General features: G+C 73.8%; 24 protein-coding genes. 16 read left to right on the top strand and 8 right to left on the bottom strand.

Annotated features, from left to right (window positions below):
• Positions 1-134 precede the first annotated feature (134 nt).
• Entirely contained in the window at positions 135-968 is an 834-nt protein-coding gene (locus OO57_RS10805) for an SAM-dependent methyltransferase (RefSeq protein WP_081973598.1), read from the bottom strand.
• A gap of 320 nt (positions 969-1,288) precedes the next feature.
• The gene (locus OO57_RS10800) at positions 1,289-2,125 is read right to left on the bottom strand and encodes an NAD(P)H-binding protein (protein WP_033252129.1); all 837 of its coding nucleotides are present in this window, start codon (positions 2,123-2,125) and stop codon (positions 1,289-1,291) included.
• Between the two features lie 188 nt (positions 2,126-2,313).
• Between OO57_RS10800 and OO57_RS10795 the strand changes: the two genes are divergently transcribed.
• The 3 genes from OO57_RS10795 (at position 2,314) to OO57_RS10785 (ending at position 4,464) form a co-directional block, all read left to right on the top strand.
• Complete coding sequence (locus tag OO57_RS10795; protein ID WP_051777154.1) at positions 2,314-2,775, top strand: NUDIX hydrolase; 462 nt, start codon at positions 2,314-2,316, stop codon at positions 2,773-2,775.
• Between the two features lie 42 nt (positions 2,776-2,817).
• Positions 2,818-3,807 carry an aldo/keto reductase gene (locus OO57_RS10790; RefSeq protein ID WP_033252128.1) on the top strand — a complete coding sequence of 330 codons (990 nt, stop codon included), beginning with the start codon at positions 2,818-2,820 and terminating at the stop codon, positions 3,805-3,807.
• A 72-nt stretch (positions 3,808-3,879) separates the two neighbouring features.
• Positions 3,880-4,464, top strand: a complete 585-nt coding sequence (locus tag OO57_RS10785) for a TetR family transcriptional regulator (RefSeq protein ID WP_033252127.1) — start codon at positions 3,880-3,882, stop codon at positions 4,462-4,464.
• Between the two features lie 7 nt (positions 4,465-4,471).
• Here OO57_RS10785 and OO57_RS10780 read toward each other — a convergent pair whose 3' ends face one another.
• The gene (locus OO57_RS10780) at positions 4,472-4,876 is read right to left on the bottom strand and encodes an SsgA family sporulation/cell division regulator (RefSeq protein ID WP_033252126.1); all 405 of its coding nucleotides are present in this window, start codon (positions 4,874-4,876) and stop codon (positions 4,472-4,474) included.
• Positions 4,877-5,202: 326 nt separating this feature from the next.
• On the opposite strand from OO57_RS10780, the gene OO57_RS10775 reads away from it, so the two are divergent.
• The 8 genes from OO57_RS10775 to OO57_RS10740 all read left to right on the top strand — a co-directional run bounded on the left by OO57_RS10775 (position 5,203) and on the right by OO57_RS10740 (position 11,731).
• On the top strand, positions 5,203-5,826 hold the full coding sequence (locus tag OO57_RS10775; protein ID WP_051777151.1) for a hypothetical protein: 624 nt from the start codon (positions 5,203-5,205) through the stop codon (positions 5,824-5,826).
• A gap of 68 nt (positions 5,827-5,894) precedes the next feature.
• The gene (locus OO57_RS42400) at positions 5,895-6,515 is read left to right on the top strand and encodes a hypothetical protein (RefSeq protein ID WP_051777148.1); all 621 of its coding nucleotides are present in this window, start codon (positions 5,895-5,897) and stop codon (positions 6,513-6,515) included.
• A gap of 271 nt (positions 6,516-6,786) precedes the next feature.
• Positions 6,787-7,305, top strand: coding sequence for a hypothetical protein (locus OO57_RS10765; protein ID WP_033252125.1), 519 nt, complete (start codon positions 6,787-6,789; stop codon positions 7,303-7,305).
• Positions 7,293-7,769, top strand: coding sequence for a peptidase inhibitor family I36 protein (locus tag OO57_RS10760; RefSeq protein ID WP_051777145.1), 477 nt, complete (start codon positions 7,293-7,295; stop codon positions 7,767-7,769). Before OO57_RS10765 ends, OO57_RS10760 begins: the two co-directional genes overlap by 13 nt.
• 23 nt (positions 7,770-7,792) lie before the next feature.
• On the top strand, positions 7,793-8,041 hold the full coding sequence (locus OO57_RS10755; RefSeq protein ID WP_033252124.1) for a hypothetical protein: 249 nt from the start codon (positions 7,793-7,795) through the stop codon (positions 8,039-8,041).
• Between the two features lie 218 nt (positions 8,042-8,259).
• Positions 8,260-9,843 (top strand): ISL3 family transposase, encoded by a 1,584-nt coding sequence (locus tag OO57_RS10750; protein ID WP_033252123.1) that lies wholly within the window; start codon positions 8,260-8,262, stop codon positions 9,841-9,843.
• 32 nt (positions 9,844-9,875) lie between these two features.
• Positions 9,876-10,538, top strand: a complete 663-nt coding sequence (locus tag OO57_RS10745) for a hypothetical protein (RefSeq protein WP_033252122.1) — start codon at positions 9,876-9,878, stop codon at positions 10,536-10,538.
• A gap of 521 nt (positions 10,539-11,059) precedes the next feature.
• A complete protein-coding gene (locus tag OO57_RS10740; protein WP_033252121.1) occupies positions 11,060-11,731 on the top strand; it encodes a peptidylprolyl isomerase in 672 nt (223 codons plus the stop codon).
• 9 nt (positions 11,732-11,740) lie between these two features.
• Here OO57_RS10740 and OO57_RS10735 read toward each other — a convergent pair whose 3' ends face one another.
• Positions 11,741-12,316 (bottom strand): EF-hand domain-containing protein, encoded by a 576-nt coding sequence (locus OO57_RS10735; RefSeq protein ID WP_033252120.1) that lies wholly within the window; start codon positions 12,314-12,316, stop codon positions 11,741-11,743.
• A gap of 432 nt (positions 12,317-12,748) precedes the next feature.
• On the opposite strand from OO57_RS10735, the gene OO57_RS10730 reads away from it, so the two are divergent.
• Both OO57_RS10730 and OO57_RS10725 read left to right on the top strand, forming a co-directional pair.
• A complete protein-coding gene (locus OO57_RS10730; protein ID WP_033252119.1) occupies positions 12,749-12,961 on the top strand; it encodes an EF-hand domain-containing protein in 213 nt (70 codons plus the stop codon).
• A 172-nt stretch (positions 12,962-13,133) separates the two neighbouring features.
• Positions 13,134-13,694, top strand: coding sequence for a DUF1990 family protein (locus tag OO57_RS10725; protein ID WP_033252118.1), 561 nt, complete (start codon positions 13,134-13,136; stop codon positions 13,692-13,694).
• 83 nt (positions 13,695-13,777) lie between these two features.
• Here the strand turns inward: OO57_RS10725 and OO57_RS10720 are convergent, their stop codons facing one another.
• Positions 13,778-14,728 carry a serine hydrolase gene (locus OO57_RS10720; RefSeq protein ID WP_051777142.1) on the bottom strand — a complete coding sequence of 317 codons (951 nt, stop codon included), beginning with the start codon at positions 14,726-14,728 and terminating at the stop codon, positions 13,778-13,780.
• Positions 14,729-15,157: 429 nt separating this feature from the next.
• Between OO57_RS10720 and OO57_RS43735 the strand changes: the two genes are divergently transcribed.
• From OO57_RS43735 to OO57_RS10710, 3 genes are all read left to right on the top strand, one after another.
• On the top strand, positions 15,158-15,331 hold the full coding sequence (locus OO57_RS43735; protein WP_158715084.1) for a hypothetical protein: 174 nt from the start codon (positions 15,158-15,160) through the stop codon (positions 15,329-15,331).
• 287 nt (positions 15,332-15,618) lie between these two features.
• A complete protein-coding gene (locus OO57_RS10715) occupies positions 15,619-19,911 on the top strand; it encodes a discoidin domain-containing protein (protein WP_081973594.1) in 4,293 nt (1,430 codons plus the stop codon).
• A gap of 260 nt (positions 19,912-20,171) precedes the next feature.
• The gene (locus tag OO57_RS10710) at positions 20,172-20,909 is read left to right on the top strand and encodes a VOC family protein (RefSeq protein WP_033252117.1); all 738 of its coding nucleotides are present in this window, start codon (positions 20,172-20,174) and stop codon (positions 20,907-20,909) included.
• Positions 20,910-21,110: 201 nt separating this feature from the next.
• On the opposite strand, the gene OO57_RS39320 is transcribed toward OO57_RS10710, so the two are convergent.
• From OO57_RS39320 to OO57_RS43730, 3 genes are all read right to left on the bottom strand, one after another.
• Positions 21,111-21,518, bottom strand: coding sequence for a hypothetical protein (locus OO57_RS39320; protein WP_158715083.1), 408 nt, complete (start codon positions 21,516-21,518; stop codon positions 21,111-21,113).
• Positions 21,519-21,888: 370 nt separating this feature from the next.
• Positions 21,889-22,692 (bottom strand): hypothetical protein, encoded by an 804-nt coding sequence (locus OO57_RS10700; RefSeq protein WP_158715082.1) that lies wholly within the window; start codon positions 22,690-22,692, stop codon positions 21,889-21,891.
• Between the two features lie 212 nt (positions 22,693-22,904).
• On the bottom strand, positions 22,905-23,339 hold the full coding sequence (locus OO57_RS43730) for a hypothetical protein (RefSeq protein ID WP_051777133.1): 435 nt from the start codon (positions 23,337-23,339) through the stop codon (positions 22,905-22,907).
• Positions 23,340-23,355 lie beyond the last annotated feature (16 nt).

Genomic DNA, 23,355 nt, shown 5'->3' with positions numbered 1-23,355 from the left:
GCAGAGAACGTCGGGGAGCAGCCCGGGGCGCTGGGAAGAAGCCCGGCAGCCGGTCCACCGCATCCTCGGCCCGCTGACCGCCTACGACCGGGCCTCCGGCGGAGACCCGACCACCACCGTCGTCGGGCGTCGGCTCAGGGTTTCCGTGCGACGCCGCCCGCGATGCAGCGCCGGCCTGCGGTCAGCGGCTCCTGCCGGGGGCCGTCGGGCCGCCAGTCGCAGCACCGGACCAGGCCGGGGGTGAGCAGTTCCAGGCCGTCGAAGAGCCGGAGCAGTTCGTCGTGGGTGGAGAAGGTGCCGCTGCCCATCATGCTGTGCAGGAACATCTCCTCCATCTTCCGGGCGGTGCCGCTGTGTTCGTCCTCCGGGTCCAGGAAGTGGCTGATCGCCACGTACGACCCGGACGGCAGCGCGTCGGTGTAGGCGCGCATGACGTCCCGGCGGGTGCGGACGTCCTCGCCGTTGTAGTGGTGCAGCGTGCCCAGTTGCAGCAGGGCGATCGGCCGGTCCCAGTCCAGGGCGGAGCGCACGGTGGGGTCCCGCAGCAGCGCCTCCGGTTCGAAGATGTCCCCGGCGACGACGGGGGTCCGCTCGTCGCCCGCCAGCAGGGCGCGGCTGTGGGCCAGCACCATCGGGTCGTTGTCCACGTAGACGACCCGGGCCCGCGGGTCGGCGCGCTGCACCACGGTGTGGGTGTTCTCGGCGGTGGGCAGGCCGGAGCCGCAGTCCAGGAACTGGGTGATCCCGACCTGGGCGGCCAGGTACCGGCAGGCGCGGATCAGGAAGGCGCGGTTCTCGACCGCGAGGTCCACGGCCTCGGGGGCGGCCCGGGTGACCTTGCGGACCACCTCGCGGTCCACCTCGTAGTGGTCGGTGCCGCCCAGGAAGGCGTCGTACACCCTGGCGATGCTCGGCTTCGTCGGGTCGACGTACGGGGGAACGGGCTCGTCGGAGATCGTCTGTGCCACGTCGACGGACTCTAGACCCGCGACGGCAACTCCCTTGGCCGAAGCGGCCCGAGACGCACCCGGCCCACCCGTTCGTGTGACGACCGGCCGCTGCCCGACTGCCGGACCGACCTGACAAGACCGTGGCGCGACCGGGCGCACGAGCCTGAGCCGGGGGTGGGGGGCGGGCCCACCACCCCGACGGCGGCGACCGTCGACGTCCGCCTGCCGCCTGCCGCCTGCCGCCTGCCGCCGACCTTCCGGGACGAGGGCATCCACGCCGCGATCCGGGCCCGTCGGCGCTGCCCCGGCCCCGACCCGACCGGGGCGCGCACCCGGGCTCAGGCGAAGGCGGACGCGTGCTCGGCCGCCCACGCGGCGAAGGTGCGGGCGGGGCGCCCCAGCAGGCGGGGGAGGGCGTCCGTGGTCGGGCCCGGGGCGGCCAGGCAGGCCGCCGCGTAGCCGATCAGCCGGTCGGGCACGTCCGCGGGCAGGCCCTGGGCGAGCAGCGCCCGGCGCAGCGCCTCCGGAGGGACCTCCTCGAACGGCACCTCCCGGCCGAGGGCCGCACCGATCAGCCGGGCCCGCTCGTACTGGGTCAGCGACTGCGGCCCGGTGAGCGGGTACGCCCGGCCCGCGTGGGCCTCGTCGCGCAGGGCCAGGACGGCGGCCTCGGCGACGTCCCGCTCGTGGACGGGCGAGGTGGCCGCCGCGCCGTGCACGCCCCGGGCGGTGCCGGTCGCCCGGACCTGCGGCGCCCAGGCCAGCGAGTTGGCGGCGAAGTCGGCGCAGCGCAGGAACGTCCAGGACAGGCCGGAGTCCCGGGTCGCGGCCTCGACCCGCTCGAACTCCGCGGCGAAGCGCCGGTACCCGCCCCCGTACTCGACCGTCACCGCCGACAGCACCACCACCCGCCGCACTCCGTGCCCCGCCGCCGACGCCAGCAGGTCGGCCGCGGCCGCGCCCACCGCCCGCGGGGAGAGCAGCAGGGCCCGCACCCCCGCCAGCTCCCCGTCCAGGGAGCGCGGCCGGGACGGATCGCCCACCACCCGCCGCACGCCGGCGGGGAACGCGGCGGCCGGATCGCGGGTCACCGCCGCCACTGCGTCCCCGCGCGCCGCCAGCAGCCGCACCACCTCGCGTCCGACCGTCCCGGTCGCACCCGTCACCATGATCATTTACCCGCTCCTCCCGGTGCCGCGGACGGTGCCGACGCCCCGCCCGGACCCGAGAGGCGTCCGGGGAGCGGAGTGTGACACCCGGTCGGGCCTCCCGGTCGGGCCTCCCGGCCGCGGCCCGCGGCCCGCGGGGCTGTCGGTGGGCGTCGCTAGGGTCGGGAGACACACGAACGAACGGGGGCACCGCGGTGACCGATCTCCAGCAGCTCGTCCGGCAGGCCAGGGCCGAGGGCATCGAGGCGCTCCTGGGCGGCGTCGTCGTCCAGGACGGCAGCGGGCGGGTCCTGACGGTCCGCCGGAAGGCGGACGACTACTTCGGCGGCCTGTGGGAGATCCCCGGCGGCTCGCTCGAACCGGACGAGGACCCGCTGGTCGGCGCGGCCCGCGAGCTCGCCGAGGAGACCGGCCTGACCGGGCTCGACCTCGTCTACCTGCACGCCGCCGACTTCACCGGCCGGGCCGGCGTCCGGGCCCGCCAGTTCGCCTTCACCGCCGCCGTCCCCGACGGCACGCCCGTCGCACTCACCGAGCACGACGCCCACCGCTGGGCGCCGCTCGACGACCTCCCGGTCGTCAGCGCCCACCACGCCGAGTTCCTCGCCCGCCTGGGCGGACCGGCCGAGCACCACGGTCGGGCAGAATTGGACTGACAGATTTTGAAATATGTCAGCCGAGGGGCGTACGGTGGAGCCATGGAGAACACCACCCTCGGCACCACCGGCCCGTCCGTCTCGCGCCTCGGCCTGGGGCTCATGGGCATGTCCGGCATGTACGGCCCGGCCGACCGGGCCGAGAGCATCGCCACCGTGCACGCGGCCCTCGACCGCGGCGTCACGCTGCTCGACACCGGCGACTTCTACGGCATGGGGCACAACGAGATGCTGCTCCAGGAGGCGCTGCGCGGCCGCGACCGCGACCGGGCCGTCGTCAGCGTCAAGTTCGGGGCGCTGCGCGACGCCGACGGCGCCTTCCTGGGCGTGGACCTGCGCCCCGCCGCGATCAAGAACTTCGTCGCCTACAGCCTCCAGCGGCTCGGCACCGACCACATCGACGTCTACCGCCCGGCCCGGATCAGCCCCGAGCACCCGATCGAGGACGTCGTCGGCGCCCTCTCCGAACTGGTCGACAAGGGCTGGATCCGGCACATCGGCCTGTCCGAGGTCAGCGCGGAGACCCTGCGCCGGGCCCACGCCGTCCACCCCGTCACCGACGTCCAGATCGAGTACTCGCTGATCTCCCGCGGCATCGAGAAGGACATCCTGCCCACCGCCAACGAGCTCGGCGTCGCCGTCACCGCCTACGGAGTGCTCTCCCGCGGCCTGATCAGCGGCCACTGGACGCCGCAGGCCGCCGCCGGAGACTTCCGCGCCCACCTGCCGCGGTTCAGCGGCGACGCCCTGGGCCACAACCTCGCCCTGGTCGAGGCGCTGCGGGCGGTCGCCGACCGCAAGGGCGCCAGCGTCGCCCAGCTCGCCATCGCCTGGGTGCTCAGCCGCGGCGACGGCCTGGTCCCGCTGATCGGCGCCCGCCGCCGCGACCGCCTCGACGAGGCGCTCGGCGCCCTCGACGTGACCCTGGACGCGGCCGACCTCGCCGCGATCGAAGCGGCGGTGCCCGCCGACTCGGCCCGCGGCGACCGCTACGACCCCGCGCAGATGCGGATGCTCGACAGCGAGCGGTGAAGCGGTGAGGAGGGCGAGGGGGCGAAACGGCGAGGAGGGCGAGGGGGAGGAGCCGGACGATAACCTCGGGACATGACCGAACAGCTGACCACCGAGCGCATCCTCGACACCGCCGAGGACGTCCTGCGCCGCTACGGCCCCGCCAAGGCGACCGTGGTGGACGTCGCCCGGGCGCTCGGTGTCAGCCACGGCAGCGTCTACCGCCACTTCGGCACCAAGGCCGCACTGCGCGAGGCCGTCGCCGAACGCTGGCTGCGCCGCACCTCCGTCCCGATGGCCGCGGTCGCCGACGACCCGGCCCTCCCCGCCCCCGAGCGGCTGCGCCACTGGATCCGCACGCTCAACGCCACCAAGCGGCACTACGCCACCCAGGACCCGGAACTGCAGCGCACCTTCCGGGAGTTGATGAGCACCACGACCGGCGTCGTCGCCGCCCACGAGGCCGAACTGGCCGGGCAGCTCGGCCGCATCGTCGCGGCCGGAGTCGCCGCGGGCGACCTCACCGCCGCCGACCCGGCCGCCACGGGCCGCACCGTCTTCCAGGCCACGGCCCGCTTCCACCACCCCGCGCACGCCGCCGACTGGACCTCCCCGGCCAACGACACCGACCTGGACGCCGTCGTCGACCTCCTGCTGGCCGGGCTCTCCCCGCGCTGACGCCCCCTCAGGCGGTGATCCGGGCCAGGGCGGCATCGAGGTCCAGCCAGTCGGACTCGGTGCCGGGCGGGACGAGGACGTAACTGTCGTGCAGGAAGGCCGCCACGTCGGCCGCCGGAAGGCTGAGCACCGCCTGCTCGGCGCGTGAGCACAGCGTCACCCGGACCTCGCCCGCCCGCCCGGGCCCCACCCGGACGTCGCCCAGCCCGGCGGGCCCGTAGCAGCCGTCGTTCAGCAACTCCCGCGCGAAGTACCAGGTCACCGCCCCGTCCTCGATCCCGTCCGGGCCGAGGACCAGGCACACCCCGTACGGCAGCGCGGTGTCGAAGCGGAGCTGGGCCCGGACGGGCATGTGCGGGTGGGCGCTGTACGGCAGGCGGGCGGTGGTGTCGAGGGCGGTGAAACCTGGCACGGACGGACCTCACTGTCGGACGGGGGAGACGGACGGGCTGCACGGTGACGCGGTGCCCGACTACCCGCGTTCGCGGATTTCACCGCAGGTGTCGCCCGTTCGGCGGCCCAAGGCCCGCGGCCCGTGGCCCGTGGCCCGCGGCCGACGCCCGACGTCCGACGCCCGACGCCCGGCGGCCTGTGCTCGGCAAGCCGTCGGCGGTGGGGGGCTGACCCGGCGTCAGCGGCGCCGCGGTGTTTGCGGGCCGCCGTTCGGGTCACCCGGATCCGCGAGCGAACCCAACAGGGCGGCCCGGCGGACGGGTGCCCGCGGTGAGGAGGCAGAGCATGTCCAGCGGTCTGATCGTGGCGCTCGTCCTGGTCCTGGTGGTGGCGGCGGTGTGCGGCGTGCTCGCCCTCCGCCGCCAGCAGCACCCCAGCCTGAGCCGCCGCTTCGGCCCCGAGTACGGGCGCACCGTCGCCCGGTACGACGGCGACACCGCCGCGGCCGAACGGGAACTCGCCCGGCGCGTCGAACGGCACCGGGAACTGACGCTCACCCCGCTCGGCGACGCCGAACGGGCCCGCGCCGAACAGCAGTGGGGAGAAGCCCAGGCCCACTTCGTGGACGCCCCCGGGCAGGCCCTGGCCGAAGCGGACGCGCTGCTGTCCCGGGTGGCCCGCGACCGCGGCTACCCCGACACCGACGTCGACGCCCAGATCGACGCGATCTCCGTCGACCACGGCGCACACGTCGAGTCGTACCGGGTGCTGCGCACCCTCGCCGCGGCCGACCCGGCCGGGGTCGCCCCGGACACCGAGGAGCAGCGCCGGGCCCTGCTCGGCGCCCGCGAACTGTTCACCGCCCTGGTCGGTACGGACGGCGACCCGCAGCGGGCCCGGCCCGACACCGCGACGAAGCCGCGGACGCCGGACCACCAGTTCTCGCTCCGGCGCGAGCACCACGCCTGAACCCGCGCCGCGGCCCCGACCACCGACCCGACCACCGACCCGACCCGATCCCCACCGAGGAGGACGGCATGACCATCAGCGATCACGACCACGACCACCGCACCGACCCCGCCGGAGCCCGCCCCGCCGGCAGGTTCGTCCGGACCGACACCCCGCGCCGCGGCACCACCGGCGGACGGCACTTCCCGCGCAACGGCCTGGGCGAGGCGACCGACCCCGTCCTGCACGAAGCGCCCGACCACGAGGCCGCGCCCGACCGCGAGGCCGCGCCCGACCGCGAGGCCGCGCCCGACCGCGACGCGCACGGCACCGCCCCCGCCCCCGCCAAGGAGGCCGCGACCGCGACCGCCCCCGTCACCCCCGTCCTCCTCCCGCCCGACCTCGCCGCGCAGTCGGCCCGCCGCCTGGACCGTGCGATGGCCGGCTTCGTGGACGACCCGGGCCGGGCCGTGCGGGAGGCCGACGAGGCGCTGGACGAGGCGGTGCGGCAGCTGGTCGAGAGCCTGGACGGACGCCGCACGGCGCTGCGCGAAGCGTGGCAGGGGAGCGCGGGGCGTACGAGGGGCGCGGGGAACACGGAGAGCGCGGAGAGCGCGGAGAGCACGGAGGACGGCTCCTCGCGCACCGAGGACCTGCGCCTGGCGCTCCGCGACTACCGCGACCTGCTCCAGCACCTCCTCGCCGTCTGACCGCGGTGCTTCCCGCACCCTCCGCATCCGTCGGCCCGGCCCCCGTGAAGACTCCGGGGCCCGGGCCGACGGGCTGACGCTCCGTCACCGAAGGCGGCCGGTCGGCGGCTCGTCCGGGCGGGCCCCGGTGCTGGCCGATCGGGTGACAGTGCGTCAACGGAGCGATAGGCGGGCGGCCGCCCTGGTGATGACTGAGCGTGACCGTCGACCGGTTCGGCGGCCGTCCCGTTCCACGGGCGTCCCACCCCAGCAGGACCCGAGCAGGAGAGACATGCCCCACACCCCCAGGCGACACCGCCTCCCGGCGGCCCTCGCCGTTTCCGCGAGCGTCCTCGCACTGACCGCCGCGGCCCCCGCCGCTCCCGTAGCCCCGGCGGCCCCCGCGGGCCCCGGCGGCGTCGCCGCGATGCCGCCCGCCGCCCGTGACACCGAGCCGGTCTGCACCGGCCCGCTCGGGCCCGCCGTCCCGGTCACCGGGGGCACCGTCAGCTGGTGCCCGATCGAGGAGGGCGGCCGACTGGTCTTCACCACCACCGGGCCCGCGCCCGCCGACCTCTCGCTGGTCGTCTACGACTGCGACGGCGGCCGGGCACCCGCCGTGGACGCCGCGAAGTGCGCCGCCAGCCTGAAGGGCACCAGCGACGTGATCTGGCGGCAGATCGGGCCGAAGCAGTCGGTGCACGCCGACTTCGCCATCCCGAAGGGCGCCAACGCCCAGGTGTGGTGGACCGCGGACGGCACCGACCAGGCCACCGACCTCAAGCTCCTGGGGACGCCGTGGAACTCCTGACCGCCGCCCGCCCGCTGCGCGCCCTCGCCGCCGCCCTGCTGCTGGCCGCGGCCCCGCTGGCCGCCGCGACCGCCCCGGCCCTGGCCACCCCCGCCCCCACGCCCCCCGTCCACCACGCCGCCGTCAGCAACCCGCCCGGCGTGCACGTCCTCAACGGCGACAGCCGGGCCGCCCGGCACGTCGCCTGCCCGGCCGGGTGGCTCTGCCTCTACGACGGCGTCCACTACGACCACGCCGCCGTCGCGCTGCTGCCCGGCACCGAACTCGCCGACACCGAGCGGCTGGACCTGCCCGACGGCTCCCGGTTCACCGGCGAGGAGGGCATCTCCGCCTGGGTCAACAACTCGCCCGTCGCCTACTGCTGGTACCCCGGCAAGGACTACCGGGGCACCGTCGGCGCGATGGCCCCGGGCACCCGGGGCAGCGCCCACGACAACGCGCTCAAGTCGCTCCGCCCGTGCTGACCCCGTCCTCCCCCAGGAGCCGCATGAACCCCCTCCACCGGCGCGCCGCCGCTGCGGCCGCCGCCCTCGCCGTCGCCGCGGTCCTCACCGCGACCAGCACCCGGGCGTACTCCTCGCCCGCCGACCGCACCGTCACCACCGGCCCCCACGCGCACGCCACCGCCACCGACCCCGAGCCCGCCACCGACCCCGACGTGCACGGAGCCGGTCCCGTGCACGGCGGCGTGACCGTCGCCGTGGCCGCCGCCGTCGCCGCCGCTGCCCTCGGTTGAGGGCCCCGCTCCGGTTCGCCGCGCACCCGCCCGTCCGTCCGCCGGTGGCATGATCCGTCCAGCCGACGGGCGGTACGGGCGGGCCGCACGGTGGATTTCCTGCGGAAACACGGCCCGGGGGAATGCCGGCCGACCGCCGACGGGGATCCCGAAAGGATCTGATCAACATTTCGGGATCGCCCAGCGTGACTGCTCGCCAGGTCGATCTTTGAACAGTAGTGCTATGTGATCAGACGTTGAAGCTGCTGCTCCCACAGCTGTCCGGCTTGGTGGTCGAGGAGGTTCGCGTCGCGGAGACAGGGCTGCGAATCACTGCCCGTACGGCCTCCGACCAGGCATGTTGTCCAGGGTGTGGTGCCGGCTCTACCCGGGTGCACGACCGCTACCGGCGGCGGATCGCCGACCTGGCCGTCGGCGGCCGTGCTGCGACGATCGCCTTGTCGGTTCGCAGGTTCCGCTGCCAGACGCCCGGTTGTCCGCGCCGGACATTCGCCGAGCAGGTCGAAGGACTGACGTTCCGTTACGGCCGCCGTAGTCTGCTCCAGCGTGGGCTGCTGGAAGCGGTCTCTCTCGCCCTCGCCGGCCGGGCCGGGAGCCGGCTCGCCGAGCACCTGCGCTGCCGGGCCGGCGCGAACACCCTGCTCAACCTCATACACACGCTGCCCGACCCGCCGCTGCAGCGGGCGCCGCGGGTGCTCGGCGTCGACGACTTCGCCCTCAAGCGCGGGCACGTCTACGCGACCGTCCTCATCGACATCGAGGCCGGCCGCCCCATCGACGTGCTGCCCGACCGGACCGCCGAGACCCTGTCCGACTGGCTGCGCAGGCACCCCGGCGCCGAGATCGTGTGCCGCGACCGGGCCAGCGCCTACGCCGAGGCGGTCCGCACCGCCGCACCGGACGCGGTGCAGGTGGCAGACAGGTTCCATCTCTGGAAGAACCTTGCCGAGACGGTCGAGAAGTGCGTGATCGCCCACCGCACCTGCCTGAAGGAACCGGAGGACCAGGTCCAGGAGCCTGTCCCCGCCCCCGAACCGCAGGTGCAGCTCCCGGACGGCAGACGAGCCAGCACGACCCGCGAACGCTTCGCCACTGTAGAGGAGTTGTACGGCAAGGGGGTGGGCATCGGCCGGATCGCCGAGCTGCTCGGCCTGGACCGCAAGACGGTCCGCAAGTACGCCCACGCACCCGCGGTCGAGGAACTGCTGGTCCCGTCCAGGCCGGGTAGCCGCTCGCTCGCCCCGTGGACCGGCTACCTGAACCAGAGGTGGAACGAGGGCTGCACCGACAGCGGACTGCTCTTCCGCGAGATCCAGGCCCTGGGCTACCGGGGCAGCAACCGCAGCGTCAGACGCTGGCTGGAGCCACTCCGTTCCTCGCCCGCACCGGCACCCCGACTGCCGACCACACCGACCGTCCGACAGGCCACCGGCTGGCTCACCCGCCACCCCGACGCCCTGACCAGCGACGAAGCCCTCCAGCTCAAGCACCTACTCGCCCGATGCCCCGAACTGGCCACCGCCGCCGAGCGGGTACGCGACTTCGCCCGGATGATGAAGAACCTCGACGGCGAGCACCTACCCGAGTGGATCGAGCAGACCGAGGCCACCGACCTGCCGCCCCTTCGCAACTTCGCCCGCCACCTGCGCCAAGACCTCGACGCAGTGACCGCCGGCCTCACCTTGCGCTGGAACAGCGACCCCGTCGAAGGCCACGTCAACCGGATCAAATACCTCAAAAGGCAGGGCTACGGCCGCGCGAGCTTCGCCCTGCTGCGGCGACGGATACTCCTGGCATCCTGATCTCCTTCGACCGTCTTGGGGAGACTGTCGGCATGCCAGCCGACACGCTCGCGTCCTCGGACGAGATCCACGCCTACCTCGTCGACCAGCTCAACGATGTTCTCCGCCGGCCGGGGATGTGGGGCGGGGAGTTCGCCATCAGGCTGACGCTGGACCATCTCTTGTTCGTTGAGGGTCGGCAAGGAGCGTGGGACAAGGAGAAGCGCGCCCTGGAGCGGCGGGAGGCACGGACCGCGACCGGCGTGAAGGGCGCTTTCGAGGCCGTCCTGCCAGCTGATCACAGCACCAGCGTGGCCTCCGTCTACGCGGAGTTCGCGCACCGGCAGGGGTGGCTCAAGCTCGACAGGGCGCTAAGCGCGGACGAGTACGCCACGATGCTTGCCGCGATCGACCCTTGGGCCGCCCGAGACCGGACATGGCCCGACGTGACCTCGGCCTTCGGCACGCCATCAGTGCTCTTCGGCAGCACCAACCCCTACTACGGGAAGACGCTCGGCTACGCGACCGCCGACCGCTCCGCGCCCATGCTGTTCTTCCACCTCTGGAACGGCGCCGCCCCGGGCACCGAGCCCTCCTGGCCGCCGAGCCACGAGCAGCCACTGCTCCTGGCAGTCCGCCGTGGTGACGCTCCGTTCACCACGAGCTTCACCTTCACTCCAGAAGGACAGCGCCGTCGACCAGCACAGGAAGCGTGATCTTCGGGTCCTTCCTGTTCACGGGCCGCTTACGCTGGGCGATCCCGAAATGTTGATCAGATCCTCCCGAAACCATGTCGCACCTGCGCACCTTCCTGCCCTGGATCATCTCCGCGGTGGTTCTCTCGTCCCGGTGAGCAGTGGGCCGCGTCGGTCGGTCTCGCGGTCACCGCCGTCGTCGCCGTCGCTGTCCTCGCACACGGCGGCAGCGGGCACTCCACGGCCCCTCCCGTTCCCCGGAACCGTGCTCACCGGATAGCAGACGATGGAGTCACATCGAACAGGCGGTCGAGAAGGTTGCTGGACGAACCGTTGCTGAGGGGAGACCGGCGGGCCAGGGGTGCGACGCGCGGGGGCGGGGGAGCGACGAGGGGCGGGAGCGCCCCGGGCGGGTCGGCGGAAGGGTGGGGCGAGGGTGCCGGGAGGTTCGGGCGGCAAGTGCGGTGGGCAGGTCCCTGCCAAACCCGCCCGCTGCTCGATCCCCACCACTGCCCACCCCTTCTCACCACGGAGGCTGTCGAATGAAGCGCACGACCTGGGGCGCCGGACTGACCGTCCTGGCCATGGTGTCGCTCGCCCTGACCACCACCACCGGTACGGCGACCGCCGCCACCCCCGCGGCCGGGGCCGCCGCCGCGTGCACCTACACCGCGGCCGTCCCCGCCGACAACTTCAAGGGCATCCCGGTCTTCGACGCCAAGAAGGCCGCCAAGCCCTACAACGCCACCCTCCGCACCAGCCAGGGCGCCGTCACCTTCCGGGCGCTCACCGATCAGGCCCCCTGCACCACCTACTCGTTCCGCTTCCTCGCCGAACGCGACTACTTCGACCGCACCCACTGCCACCGCCTCACCACCCAGCGGATCTACGTCCTGCAGTGCGGCGACCCCACCGGCACCGGGAGCGGCGGCCCCGGCTACTCCTTCCCCGACGAGAACCTGGAGGGCGCCACCTACCCCGCGGGCACCGTCGCGATGGCCAACGCCGGACCGAACACCAACGGCAGCCAGTTCTTCATCGTCTGGAAGGACACCAAGCTCTCCCCGGCCTACACCCCCTTCGGCCGCGTCACCTCCGGGCTCGACGTGCTGCAGAAGATCGCCGCGGGCGGCGAGGACGACCAGAACGGCCCCGGCGACGGCTTCCCGACGCTGCCCGTCAACATCCGCAACGTCGGGATCTCCAAGCGCTGAGCCTCCCCGCTACGCCCCGGCGGCGGACCCGGCCGCGGACCCGGCCGCCGGGGCGAGCGCCCCGCACAGGTGGTTGCCCGGGTCCGCCGGGTCCGCGCTGATCCAGAACTGCGCCCACAGCTCGGTGAACTCCTCCCGGGAGAGGAAGCCGTCGCCGTCCAGGTCGACCAGCTCGAACACGCCGGTGGTGTCGGTCGGCTGACCGTTCCACACGTCGACCAGGCGGCGGTGCTCCTCCCGCGAGATCCGGCCGTCGCCGTTCTCGTCGACGGCCTCGAAGACGGTGTCCGCCGTCGCCGTCACGGCCTCCCGCATCTCCGGCAGCCGGTCCACCATGGCCAGGATCTCGTCCATGTCCACCAGTCCGTCGCCGTTGGTGTCCGCCGCCTCGTACAGCGCGTCCCACCAGCCGAGCATCACCCGCTGCACCCTGGCCGCCAGCTCCGGATCCGCCGCCACCCGCGGCAGCCGCCCCCAGCGGTCCGCCAGCGCCCGGAAGTCCTCCTCGTCGAGGTAACCGTTCCCGTCGGTGTCGAACGCGCGGAACATGCTGGTCAACTTGTAGCGCTGGAACTCGCTCGCCATGGCCGTGCCCCTCCTGGAACCTCTCCGGACCTCTCCCGGACGTGCGAGGCTGATCCTTTCCACTCCCACCCGCCCTACGGCAGCGCGCGGTCGCACACCCCGTCCCCGCCCGCACGCCGGGGGAGCACACGCCTGCCCGCGCGCCGGTCGGAACCACGACGTCCGTCATGCCGGAACATGCAACCGGCCGCTTCCACCCGGTTCCTGACCGCCCCATGACACCGGGCACCTCCCCGGGGGCGACGACCCGGCCCCGGCCCGCGCGGCCTTCGCCGAACCCGCCGCCGCCCCTCCCGCGGCCCCGCCGCACCCCCCGCGGCCCCGTTGACCGGGGCCGGCCTGTCGGTGCGTCCGGAGCTGCGGCTATTGTGGCCCGCGCGCCGGAAACACGGCGTCAAGACCGGTGTTGGAGCAAGAAGAGGGGTGGGTCCGATGGCGGACATCGAAGCGGCACGGACGGCATTCGCGCGCCTGGACGTCGACGGCGACGGGCGGGTCACCGCGCGCGAGTACAAGACGGTCATGGCCCAGCTCGGCGACTACCACGTCACCGAGACGGTCGCGCAGGCGATCATCAACGCCAAGGACGCCAACGGCGACGGCAAGCTCTCCTTCGAGGAGTTCTGGGCCTCCGTCCAGGGCTGACCCCGGCAGCCCGCCCCTCCGGCCGCTGCGGCACCGCCCCCGGCCGGAGGGCGCAGCGGGTGAGGTGCACCACAGCCGCACCCTCCCCACCGGGCCGAACACCAGCGGACGCGGCCACCGGCAGCGACCACCGGCCCTGGCCGCCCGGCCCCGCGCGGCGTACAACTGACGGATGCCGCCGAACGACCTGCACCGCCGCCACCTCGCCGCCCGCGCCGCCGCGCCCAGCTACCCCGAGGTCGGCGCCACCGCGGACGCCGCCCTGCCCCCCGGCTACTCCTGGCTCCGCCGCCGCGTCCACCTCGGCCGCGGCCGGGCCGTCCTGGAGCGTGCGGGCGGGTACGTCCTGGGCTGGGGCGCCCAGCTCGGCTCGGGATTCGCCGTCCACCCGGCGGCGGCCCGCACCGACCCCGGCACCACCGTCCTGCTCCGGCTCCGCCTGCCCGGGCTGCCCCTGCCCCGGCTGGTCATCCCCTGCCGGGTGGTCTGGGCCGTCGAGACCCCCTACCGGATCGGCTTCGCCTACGGCACCCTGCCCGGGCACCCCGAGCGCGGCGAGGAGTCCTTCGTGGTGAGCATGGACGCCGACGGCGAGGTGTGGTTCGAGGTCACCGCCTTCTCCCGGCTCGCCGCCTGGTACGCCCGGCTCGGCCGCCCCGTCGCGCTCGCCCTCCAGCACCTGGCGATCGAACGCTACCTGCGGGCGGTCGCCCGCGTGGCCAAGGCGCCCTGACCGGGACGCCCCGCACGGCCCGGCGTCGGCCGCCATCCGGCGTCGGCCGCTACCCGGTACCGGCCGTCACCCGGCGTCGATCGCTACCCGGGGTCGGCCGCGAAGGACCGCACCGCCGTCGAGGCCACGGACTCGACCAGTGCGATGCCCGCCTCCTCGCTCGCCGAGCCGTCGCTCAGCACCGACACCAGCAGGCTCCGGCCGCCGTACTCGACCATGCCGATGCTGTTGACCACCCACAGCCCGGTGCTGTCCCGGGACAGCCAACCGTTCTTCAGCCTCACCGCGCCGCCCTGGTCCGCCGCGGAGACGCCCCAGTCCTGGTCGTCCGCGACCAGGCCCATCAGCTTCGCCAGGTAGGCGCGGGAGGCGGGGCCCAGCGGCGAGTCCTCGGTGAACACCACCCGCAGCAGCTGCGCCTGGTCGGCGGCGGTGGTCTCGGTCAGCCCCCAGAAGCCGTCCGTCCCGGCGACGGTCGCGGTCAGCCCGAAGGTCGCATTGGCCGCGTCCAGCCCCGCCGCGCCGCCCACCGCGTCGAACAGCGTGGTCGCCGCGGTGTTGTCGCTCTGCTCGATCATCAGGGCGGCCGCGGCCTGCTGGCTGCTGGTCAGCACGCCGTCGTTCTGCAGCAGCAGCGCGGCCAGGATGTCGACCTTGACGATCGAGGCGGTGACGAAGGAGTCGTCGCCCCAGGCCGCGGACGCCCCGGAGGCGGGGTCGGTCACCGTGACGGCGAAGTGCCCGTCGAGCGCGCCGACCGCCGCGGCGAGCGCGCTGTCCGCGGCCGACGCGGTGGCGCTCTCCGTCGCCTCCGCCCCGCCGTCCGCAGCCCCGCCGTCCGCCGTGACCGCGGCGGAGGCCACCGCACTCGCCGGGGCGCCGGTCGTCGGACGGGAGACCACCAGCCACGAACCCAGCGCCGAGAGCAGCACCGCCACGACCACCGCCCGCCTGATCCGCCGGCCCCGCCGGGTCCGCCTGGCGCGACGCTCCTGGCGGCGGGAGGAGATCCGTGATTCGGGTGGCGCTGTCATGCGGAAGATGCTCTGCCACCGGTCTTGACCTGGGATGAGGCTTGTCTGAGCACGCGCTGAGAAGCCGGAGCGGAAGGCTGCGCAAAAAATCGACAGGATTCTTGCGCAATATCGCAAGCGGCGGCCGCCCAGGCAGGAGGACGCCCTGCGGTACGGGCCATCGCCGCGACGGAGCCGAGTCGGCCGATCCCAGCTGAGCTGCGCTGATCCGCCACGGTGGCTGCCTGCCCCGGGCCGCCAGGCGATGCGAATTCTGCACAGCGCGCTGTACTCCGTGCCCAGCCCTGCTTGCCGCGGGGAGGGCAGGCCGCTCAGCAGCAGACGAACGGAGCCCTTCATGGTCCTCGCTTCCGCCCCCGTCTCCCGGCCCCGGAGGCTCCCGACCCCCGACCCCCGAGCCCCGAGCCCGCGCCGCTGCCGGTCTGGCTGGTGACCCTCCCCGTCCCCGTCCCCTCCACCCTCCCCGCCGCGGACGCGGGCTCCCGGGGCGGCGTCCAGGTCTTCGCGGTCCGGGCGGGCACCGTCCAGGACGCCATCGCGCTGGCGGGGGCCGGGTCGCGGCGCCGACCGCCGTGCTCCGCCGCCGGGGCGGTTCCCGCCTGAGCTGCGGCGACGGCCCGTGCGCGGGCCCGGCCCACCGGCCGGCACCCGGGGCCGCTCGTACCCGTCGAGGGCGACCGGCCCCGGGTGTTCCGTGTGCGGATCCTCTTTACGGTCCGTTGACACTCCCCTCGCCCCTCTGTAACCCTTGGGTGCCATCGCGCAAAAAACGAACAGATTCCTGTCGTTTTCTCGACTCTCCTCTCCCCCTACCCACCCCGAGACAGAGGGACGTCATGAGATCCAAGCGCCTACTCCCACGCCTGACGGCGACGTCGGCCGTGGCGGGAATGCTCCTGCTCACCGGGCCCGTGCTACCGGCCCGCGCCGCGGGCGGCCCGGACCTCGCGGCCGGCCGACCGGTCACCGCGAGCAGCGCCAACGGCCCGTACACGGCCGCGAACGTGAACGACGGCAACCAGGGCACGTACTGGGAGAGCGGTAGCGCCGCCCTCCCGCAGTGGGTCCAGGTCGACCTGGGCTCCGCCGCCCAGGTCGACCAGGTGGTGCTGAAGCTCCCCACCGGCTGGGGCGCCCGCAGCGAGACGCTGACGGTGCTCGGCTCCACCGACGGCAGCACCTTCACGCCGCTGGCCGCCGCGGCCGGCCACGTCTTCGACCCGGCGAGCGGCAACACCGTCCGGATCGACTTCCCCGCCGCCACCGCCCGCTGGGTGCGCGTCCAGGTCTCGGCCAACACCGGCTGGCAGGCCGCCCAGATCTCCGAGTTCGAGGTCCACGGGACGAGCACCGCGGCCACCCCCAACCTGCTCGCCGGGCGCCCCCTCACCGCCAGCGGCACCTCGCAGAACTACGGCCCGGGCAACGCCGCCGACGGCAACCAGGCCACGTACTGGGAGAGCACCAACAGCGCCTTCCCGCAGTGGATCCAGGGCGACCTGGGCTCCGCCGCCAAGGTCGACCGGCTGGTGCTGAAGCTGCCGCCCGGCTGGGAGCAGCGCAGCGAGACCCTCAAGGTGCAGGGCTCCGCCGACGGCAGCACCTTCACCGACCTGCTGGCCCCCGCCGCCTACAGCTTCGACCCGGCGGCCGGGAACCAGGTCACGGTCTCGCTGCCCGCGACCACCACCCGCTACCTGCGGCTGCTGTTCACCGCCAACTCCGCGTGGCCCGCCGCCCAGTTGGCCGAGTTCGAGGCGTACGGCCCGACCTCCGGCGACACCCAGGCCCCCACCGCGCCGACCAACCTGGCCTACACCCAGCCCGAAGCCGGCAAGATCAGGCTGACCTGGAGCGCCGCGACCGACAACACCGGCGTCACCGGCTACGAGGTCTACGCCGGAGGCCAGTTGGCGGCCACGGTGGACGGCTCCACACTGACCTGGACGGACACCCGCCCGGCGAGCGAGAGCGTCACGTACACCGTGCGGGCCAAGGACGCGGCGGGCAACCTCTCCAACCCCAGCGCCCCCGTCACCCGCACCGGCGAGGCTCCCGGCGACACCGTCAGGCCCAGCGCGCCCGGCAACCTCGCGTACACCGAGCCCGCCGCCGGACAGATCAGGCTGACCTGGGACGCGGCCACCGACAACACCGCCGTCACCGGCTACGACGTGTACGCCGACGGGCAGTTGAAGGCCAGCACGGCCGCCACCGTCCGCACCTGGACGGACAGCCAGCCCGCCACCGCCACCGTCACGTACACCGTGCGGGCCAAGGACGCGGCGGGCAACCAGTCCGACCCCAGCGCGCCCGTCACCCGCACCGGCAGCGGCACCGGCACCCCCGGCAGCAACCTCGCCGCCGGGAAGCCGATCGAGGCCTCCGGCCAGGCGTGGACCTTCGCCCCCGCCAACGCCAACGACGGCAGCCTCACCACCTACTGGGAGGGCAACTCCGGGGCCTTCCCCAACACCCTGACGGTGCACCTGGGCAGCGACGCCGACCTGCAGAACGTCGTCGTCAAGCTCAACCCCGACGCGTCGTGGGGCGCCCGCACCCAGAACATCCAGGTGCTCGGACGGGCCGACGGCGCCACCGCCTTCACCAGCTTGAAGGCCGCCGCCGACTACCGCTTCGACCCCGCGAGCGGCGCCAACAGCATCACCGTCCCGGTCACCGGTAGGGCCGCCGACCTGCAGCTGAAGTTCACCTCCAACACCGGCGCCCCCGCCGGACAGGTCGCCGAACTCCAGGTCGTCGGCACCCCCGCGCCCAACCCCGACCTCACCGTCACCGACGTGGCGTGGTCCCCGGCCAGCCCCGACGAGACCACCGCGATCACCCTGCGGGCCACCGTCAAGAACACCGGCAACCTGCCCGCCGCCGCGACCACCGTCGACCTGCTGCTCGGCGGCGCGCTCGCCGACAGCGCCGCCGTCCCCGCGCTGGCCGCGGGCGAGTCCGCCACCGTCAGCAAGGAGATCGGCACCCGTCCGCAGGGCAGCTACCTGCCCAGCGCCCGGGTCGACCCCGCGAACACCGTCCGGGAACGCAACGAGGACGACAACCTGCTCGCCGCGAGCAGCCCGATCACCGTCCGCCAGGCCCCCGGACCCGACCTCGAAGTCCTCGACGTCACCCCCAACCCCGCCAGCCCCGCCGCCGGAGCGGCCACCTCCTTCACCGTCAAGCTCCACAACCGCGGCATCGACCCGGCCCCCGCCGGAGTCACCCGCCTCACCGTCGGCACCGCGACGCTGAACACCACCACCCCGGCGATCCCCGCCGGACAGACCCTCACCCTCCCCGTCACCGGCACCTGGACCGCCGTCGCGGGCGGCGCGACCGTCACGGTCACCGCCGACGCCACCGGCACCGCGCAGGAGACCAACGAGGGCAACAACACCTACAGCAAGTCCGTCGTGGTCGGCCGCGGCGCCGCCGCACCCTTCACCAGCTACGAGGCCGAGGACGGCAGGTACCAGGGCGAACTGCTCCAGGCCGACGCCACCCGCACCTTCGGCCACACCAACTACGCCTCCGAGTCCTCCGGCCGCAAGTCCGTCAAGCTGACCGCCACCGGCCAGTACGTCGAGATCACCTCCACCGTCCCCACCAACTCCATCGTGGTGCGCAACTCGATCCCCGACGCCCCCGGCGGCGGAGGCACCGACGCCACCCTCAGCCTCTACGCCGACAACGTGTTCGTGCAGAAGCTGACCCTCTCCTCCAAGCACAGCTGGCTCTACGGCACCACCGACCAGCCCGAGGGGCTCACCCAGACCCCGCAGGCCGACGCCCGCCGCCTCTTCGACGAGACCCACGCCCTGCTGCCCGCCAGCTACCCCGCGGGCACCAAGCTGCGCCTGCAGCGCGACAGCGGCGACACCGCCTCCTCCTACACCATCGACCTGATCGACCTGGAGCAGGTCGCCCCGCCCAAGTCCAAGCCGGCCGAGTGCACCTCGATCACCGACTTCGGCGCCGTCCCCGACGACGGCCAGGACGACACCGCCGCGATCCAGGCCGCCGTGACGGCCGACCAGAACGGCAGCATCGCCTGCGTGTGGATCCCGAAGGGCCAGTGGCGCCAGGAGCAGAAGGTCCTCACCGTCGACCCGCTGCACCGCGGCACCTACAACCAGGTCGGCATCCGCGACGTCACCATCCGCGGCGCGGGCATGTGGTACTCGCAGTTCTACACGCTCACCGAACCGCAGAACGTCGTCGGCGGCATCAACCACCCGCACGAGGGCAACTTCGGCTTCGACATCGACGACAACACCAAGATCTCCGACCTCGCGATCTTCGGCTCCGGCCGGATCCGCGGCGCCTCCGACGGCTCCGAGGGCGGCGTCGGCCTCAACGGCCGGTTCGGCAAGAACACGAAGATCGAGAACGTCTGGATCGAGCACGCCAACGTCGCCGTCTGGGTCGGCCGCGACTACGACAACATCCCCGACCTGTGGAACCCCGCCGACGGGCTCCAGTTCAGCGGCATGCGGATCCGCGACACCTACGCCGACGGCATCAACTTCGCCGACGGCACCCGCAACTCGACGGTGTTCAACTCCACCTTCCGCACCACCGGCGACGACTCGATGGCCGTCTGGTCCAACAAGTACGTCAAGAACACCGCCGTCGACATCGGCCACGACAACGCCTTCGTCAACAACACCGTCCAACTCCCGTGGCGCGCCACCGGCATCGCGGTCTACGGCGGCTACGGCAACCGGATCGAGAACAACCTCGTCTACGACACCGCCAACTACCCCGGCATCATGCTCGCCACCGACCACGACCCGCTGCCCTTCTCCGGGCAGACCCTGATCGCCAACAACGCCGTCTACCGCAGCGGCGGAGCGTTCTGGAACGAGGACCAGGAGTTCGGCGCGCTCACCCTGTTCGCCGCCAACCTCGACATCCCCGGCGTCGTCATCCGCGACACCGAGATCCACGACAGCACCTACGACGGCATCCAGTTCAAGACCGGCGGCGGGAGCATCCCCGACGTCAGGATCAGCAACGTGCGGATCGACAAGTCCAACAACGGCGCGGGCATCCTGGCGATGTCCGGCGCCCGCGGCAGCGCCGTCCTGAGCAACGTCCAGGTCAGCAACTCCGCCACCGGCGACATCGTCCGCCAGCCCGGCACCACCTTCACCATCAGCAACGGCTAGGCACCGAGCACGGCACGCGGTACGCGGTACGCGGTACGCGGCACAGGGCACACGGCCCCGGCCGGGCGGAGACCCCTCCGTCCGGCCGGGGCCGCTCGCGCGCCCGGCAGCTGCTCCCGAGGCTCCCGGCGTCCTCCCCGGGCCGGGAACCGAACAGGCTGGATCGCGGGCGTCCCACGCGACTCCGACGGCAGTTGACACGTCCCGGCGAAGTCCGGCAGCGCACTTCCGGCCCCGGGCCCGGTCCTAGGATGCACGGCATGGCGACAAGACTCGTGCAGATCAACATGAAGGCACACGACGACTCCGCGCTCGGCCGGTTCTGGGCGCAGGCGCTCGGTTGGGGCGTCGACAGCGAGGGACCCGGCGTGACGAACCTCGAGCCCGTGGGCTTCGACTACCCCGACCCCGCGGCCGTCTGCATCGACATCGTCGCCCGCCCCGAACCCAAGACGGTGAAGAACCGGGTGCACCTCGACCTGGCCACCACCTCGGCCGCCCACCAGGCGGAGCTGGTCGCGCGGCTGAAGGACCTCGGCGCGACTCCTGCCGACGTGGGCCAGGGCGACGTCCCCTGGACGGTCATGGCCGACCCGGAGGGCAACGAGTTCTGCGTCCTGGAACCCCGCCCCCTCTACCGGGACACCGGGCCGATCGCCGCGGTGGTGGTCGACTGCGCCGACCCGCGCGCGATGGCCCGGTTCTGGGGCGAGGCGACGGACTGGACGGTGCACGAGACCGCCGACGACCACGCCTCCCTGCGCTCCGCCCGAGGCGTCGGCCCCTACCTGGAGTTCGTGCGCACCCCCGATGCCAAGAGCGGCTGGAACCGCGTCCACCTCGACGTCGCCCCCTACCGCGACGACGACCCGGCGGCAGAGGAGACCCGGCTGCGCACCCTGGGCGCCACCGACCCCGGCATCGACCAGTCCGCGATCTCGTGGAGGATCCTGGCCGACCCGGAGGGCAACGAGTTCTGCCTCCTGAGCCCTCGCTGAGCCCGGGCAACGGCTCCGGCCGACGACCACCGTCCACCGGGTGGCCGCTACTCGTCAATCAGCAGCCGGCCGCCCACCGCAAGAAGGGCACCGAACCCCGACGAACCACGAACCACGGACCACGAACTACGCACCACGAACCACGAACCACGCACCACGAACCACGAACCACGAACCACTGCGAACGGTTGAACGCCAAGCTCAACCGGCCAGCAGGCGCCGGACGTCGGGCCGGGCGGCGAGCCGGTCGACCTGCTCGGGGTTGATCCAGACGTACCGGGGGTTGCCGCTCAGGTCCGCCAGCACACCCCGGGCCACCAGGTTCGCCACCAGCGCGGCGGAGACCACCGGCGGGCGGCCCGGTACGTTCGGCGTGCCGAGCGCCGCCGCCAGCCGGTCCGCCGCGTCGGCCGGTTCCACCAACTCCGGCGGCACGGACGCCCGCAGCACCCCCACGTCCAGGCCCTCCAGCACCGCCCGCGACCAGCGCCCGTCCGGCAGGTCAGGCACCGGCACCAACCCGCTGCACCGGGCCCACCGCCACACCATCACCGGTACCCCCAGCAGCCTGATCGCCTGACCCTCGTCGAACTCCAAGCGCCGCACCACCGCGACCTCCACCTCCTCGCACCCCGCCGCCCCCGCACGGCGACAACGCCACCGGGACCGGCCCTCACCCCTCTACTGTGCCTGACCGCCCGTCACGCCCGGAACCGGCCCCGCCCCTCCGGCCTCCTCCGACCGCGGGTACGGGTCCGTCGGGCACGCGCACAATTGATCCCCCCGGGGCTCATTCGAACGAGTTCAGCGCTGCGTGGGGGAAGGTGCCAGGAGGCGGGAGGGCAGCGCGGAACCGAGTGGGTCGTGAACGCACCAGTGCGGAGCGGGCCCTGAGGGCGTGTCGGCGATCGGGTGCGGGCAGGCGCGGCGCGGGCCGGTCCACCGGCGCCGGGGGAGGGGGCGACGGGCCGACGGGCCGTCAGTGGTCGGTGACGTGCAGGTGCGGGGCGCTGTCCGCGGGCCGGTGCCAGGAGGTGCGGAGCCCGCAGGCGGCCAGGGCGGTGCCGACCGCGTGGTGCATGGCCTCCCGGACGGCCGTCGCCACGAGCGGCTCCCCGGGCAACTGGTGGGAGGGCTGCCAGGCGACATCGACAACCGCGGCCGCCTCCCCGTCCGCCGCGGCCGCCTGCCCGTCCGTCGTGCCCGCCGCAGGGCCGCAGGCCGCGAACGCGACGCCGGACGTACGGGGGCCCCGGGCGAGCGGCAGGCCCGCGAGGGCGGCGCCGCGGCGGACGGCAGCGGCGACGGCAGGATGGACCTCGATCTCGATCTCGCCCCCGGCCGCCGCGCTCCCGGCCGGGGAACTCCCCGCCCCGGCCCCGGCGGGGGCGTCGGAGCTGCCCGGCCCGACCAGGGTCGGCCCGTCCGCGTCGGCACGGGTGGCGCTCACCCCGAGGGCGGGCAGCAGTTCGGCGAGCGCGGTCTCCATGCTGTCCGCGACCACCTGCCGCGTCCGGGACCACGGGCTGCGGGCGTCGGCGCCCGCAACCGCGGCCGCGCCCTCCAGGCGGGGGGAACAGATCCAGCGCAGGGTCACCGGCCAGCGGTCGGTGTCGGGGCCGCCGTCCCCGCCGTCGGTGGCGAGCAGGTGGACGCCGGGGCCGTGGCCGCCGTGCGCGACGGGCAGGCCGACGAGCAGCAGCGCCTCGACGACCCGGTCGGCCAGCAGCGGATCGACCCGCCCCGTCCGCGCACCGGTCGTCGCCACCCCGTGGATTCCCATCCCGACACCCCTCTCACCCGCGGGGCGCCCCCGCGCGTGAGACTATCCATGAACACGTAAAGTCCGTCAACAGCCCGGTCCCGCACCGTCGGTGAACGCACGTCACCGCCCGCCCGCACGGCGTCGGACGGAACCGGGTCGGGCGGACGGGCGGTGACGGAAGGTCAGCCGACCGGGCGATCAGGTGACCGATCGATCAGACGATCAGACGATCAGGCGGTCGGGCCGCCCTCGGCCTGCGCCGCGGCCGGAGCCTGCTGGGCCTGCGGCTGCTGCACCGGGGCCTGCGGCTGGACCGGGGCCTGGCCGGCGAACGGCGCCTGGCCCGGGTACGGGCCCTGGGCCTGCGGGGGGACCGGCACGGTCGGCCGGTTGCGGTTCGACATCGCCTTGAAGAAGTTGACGACCAGGGCGATCGGCACGATGAGCGCCTGGAAGAAGATGCGGTAGCTGGTGCCCTCGAAGAAGAAGCAGAGGTAGACGCCGTAGCCGAAGAAGGCGAGACCGGCGATCACGTTGACGATCCGCCAGCCGACGCTGAGCGCGGAGACCGGGACGAGACCGATGCAGATCGTCGCCAGGCCGCTGAACATCAGCAGGATGACGTACCAGGAGAAGACCGGGTCAAGGCTGAAATCGATGTTCATTGGTATCCCCAGTTGG

Origin of the sequence: Kitasatospora phosalacinea (assembly GCF_000717185.1) — a bacterium.
GTDB lineage: Bacteria > Actinomycetota > Actinomycetes > Streptomycetales > Streptomycetaceae > Kitasatospora > Kitasatospora phosalacinea_A.
Note: the sequence above shows the minus strand (reverse complement) of the source record. Positions and strands in the feature narration are given on the sequence as shown.

Excerpts from the sequence above, each read along its gene's own strand:
- OO57_RS10800 (WP_033252129.1), bottom strand. The coding sequence starts at position 2,125 with ATGATCATGGTGACGGGTGCGACCGGGACGGTCGGACGCGAGGTGGTG.
- OO57_RS10790 (WP_033252128.1), top strand. The coding sequence starts at position 2,818 with ATGGAGAACACCACCCTCGGCACCACCGGCCCGTCCGTCTCGCGCCTC.
- OO57_RS10785 (WP_033252127.1), top strand. The coding sequence starts at position 3,880 with ATGACCGAACAGCTGACCACCGAGCGCATCCTCGACACCGCCGAGGAC.
- OO57_RS10775 (WP_051777151.1), top strand. The coding sequence starts at position 5,203 with ATGTCCAGCGGTCTGATCGTGGCGCTCGTCCTGGTCCTGGTGGTGGCG.
- OO57_RS42400 (WP_051777148.1), top strand. The coding sequence starts at position 5,895 with ATGACCATCAGCGATCACGACCACGACCACCGCACCGACCCCGCCGGA.
- OO57_RS10765 (WP_033252125.1), top strand. The coding sequence starts at position 6,787 with ATGCCCCACACCCCCAGGCGACACCGCCTCCCGGCGGCCCTCGCCGTT.
- OO57_RS10755 (WP_033252124.1), top strand. The coding sequence starts at position 7,793 with ATGAACCCCCTCCACCGGCGCGCCGCCGCTGCGGCCGCCGCCCTCGCC.
- OO57_RS10745 (WP_033252122.1), top strand. The coding sequence starts at position 9,876 with ATGCCAGCCGACACGCTCGCGTCCTCGGACGAGATCCACGCCTACCTC.
- OO57_RS10740 (WP_033252121.1), top strand. The coding sequence starts at position 11,060 with ATGAAGCGCACGACCTGGGGCGCCGGACTGACCGTCCTGGCCATGGTG.
- OO57_RS10735 (WP_033252120.1), bottom strand. The coding sequence starts at position 12,316 with ATGGCGAGCGAGTTCCAGCGCTACAAGTTGACCAGCATGTTCCGCGCG.
- OO57_RS10730 (WP_033252119.1), top strand. The coding sequence starts at position 12,749 with ATGGCGGACATCGAAGCGGCACGGACGGCATTCGCGCGCCTGGACGTC.
- OO57_RS10725 (WP_033252118.1), top strand. The coding sequence starts at position 13,134 with ATGCCGCCGAACGACCTGCACCGCCGCCACCTCGCCGCCCGCGCCGCC.
- OO57_RS10720 (WP_051777142.1), bottom strand. The coding sequence starts at position 14,728 with ATGACAGCGCCACCCGAATCACGGATCTCCTCCCGCCGCCAGGAGCGT.
- OO57_RS10715 (WP_081973594.1), top strand. The coding sequence starts at position 15,619 with ATGCTCCTGCTCACCGGGCCCGTGCTACCGGCCCGCGCCGCGGGCGGC.
- OO57_RS10710 (WP_033252117.1), top strand. The coding sequence starts at position 20,172 with ATGGCGACAAGACTCGTGCAGATCAACATGAAGGCACACGACGACTCC.
- OO57_RS10700 (WP_158715082.1), bottom strand. The coding sequence starts at position 22,692 with ATGGGAATCCACGGGGTGGCGACGACCGGTGCGCGGACGGGGCGGGTC.
- OO57_RS43730 (WP_051777133.1), bottom strand. The coding sequence starts at position 23,339 with ATGAACATCGATTTCAGCCTTGACCCGGTCTTCTCCTGGTACGTCATC.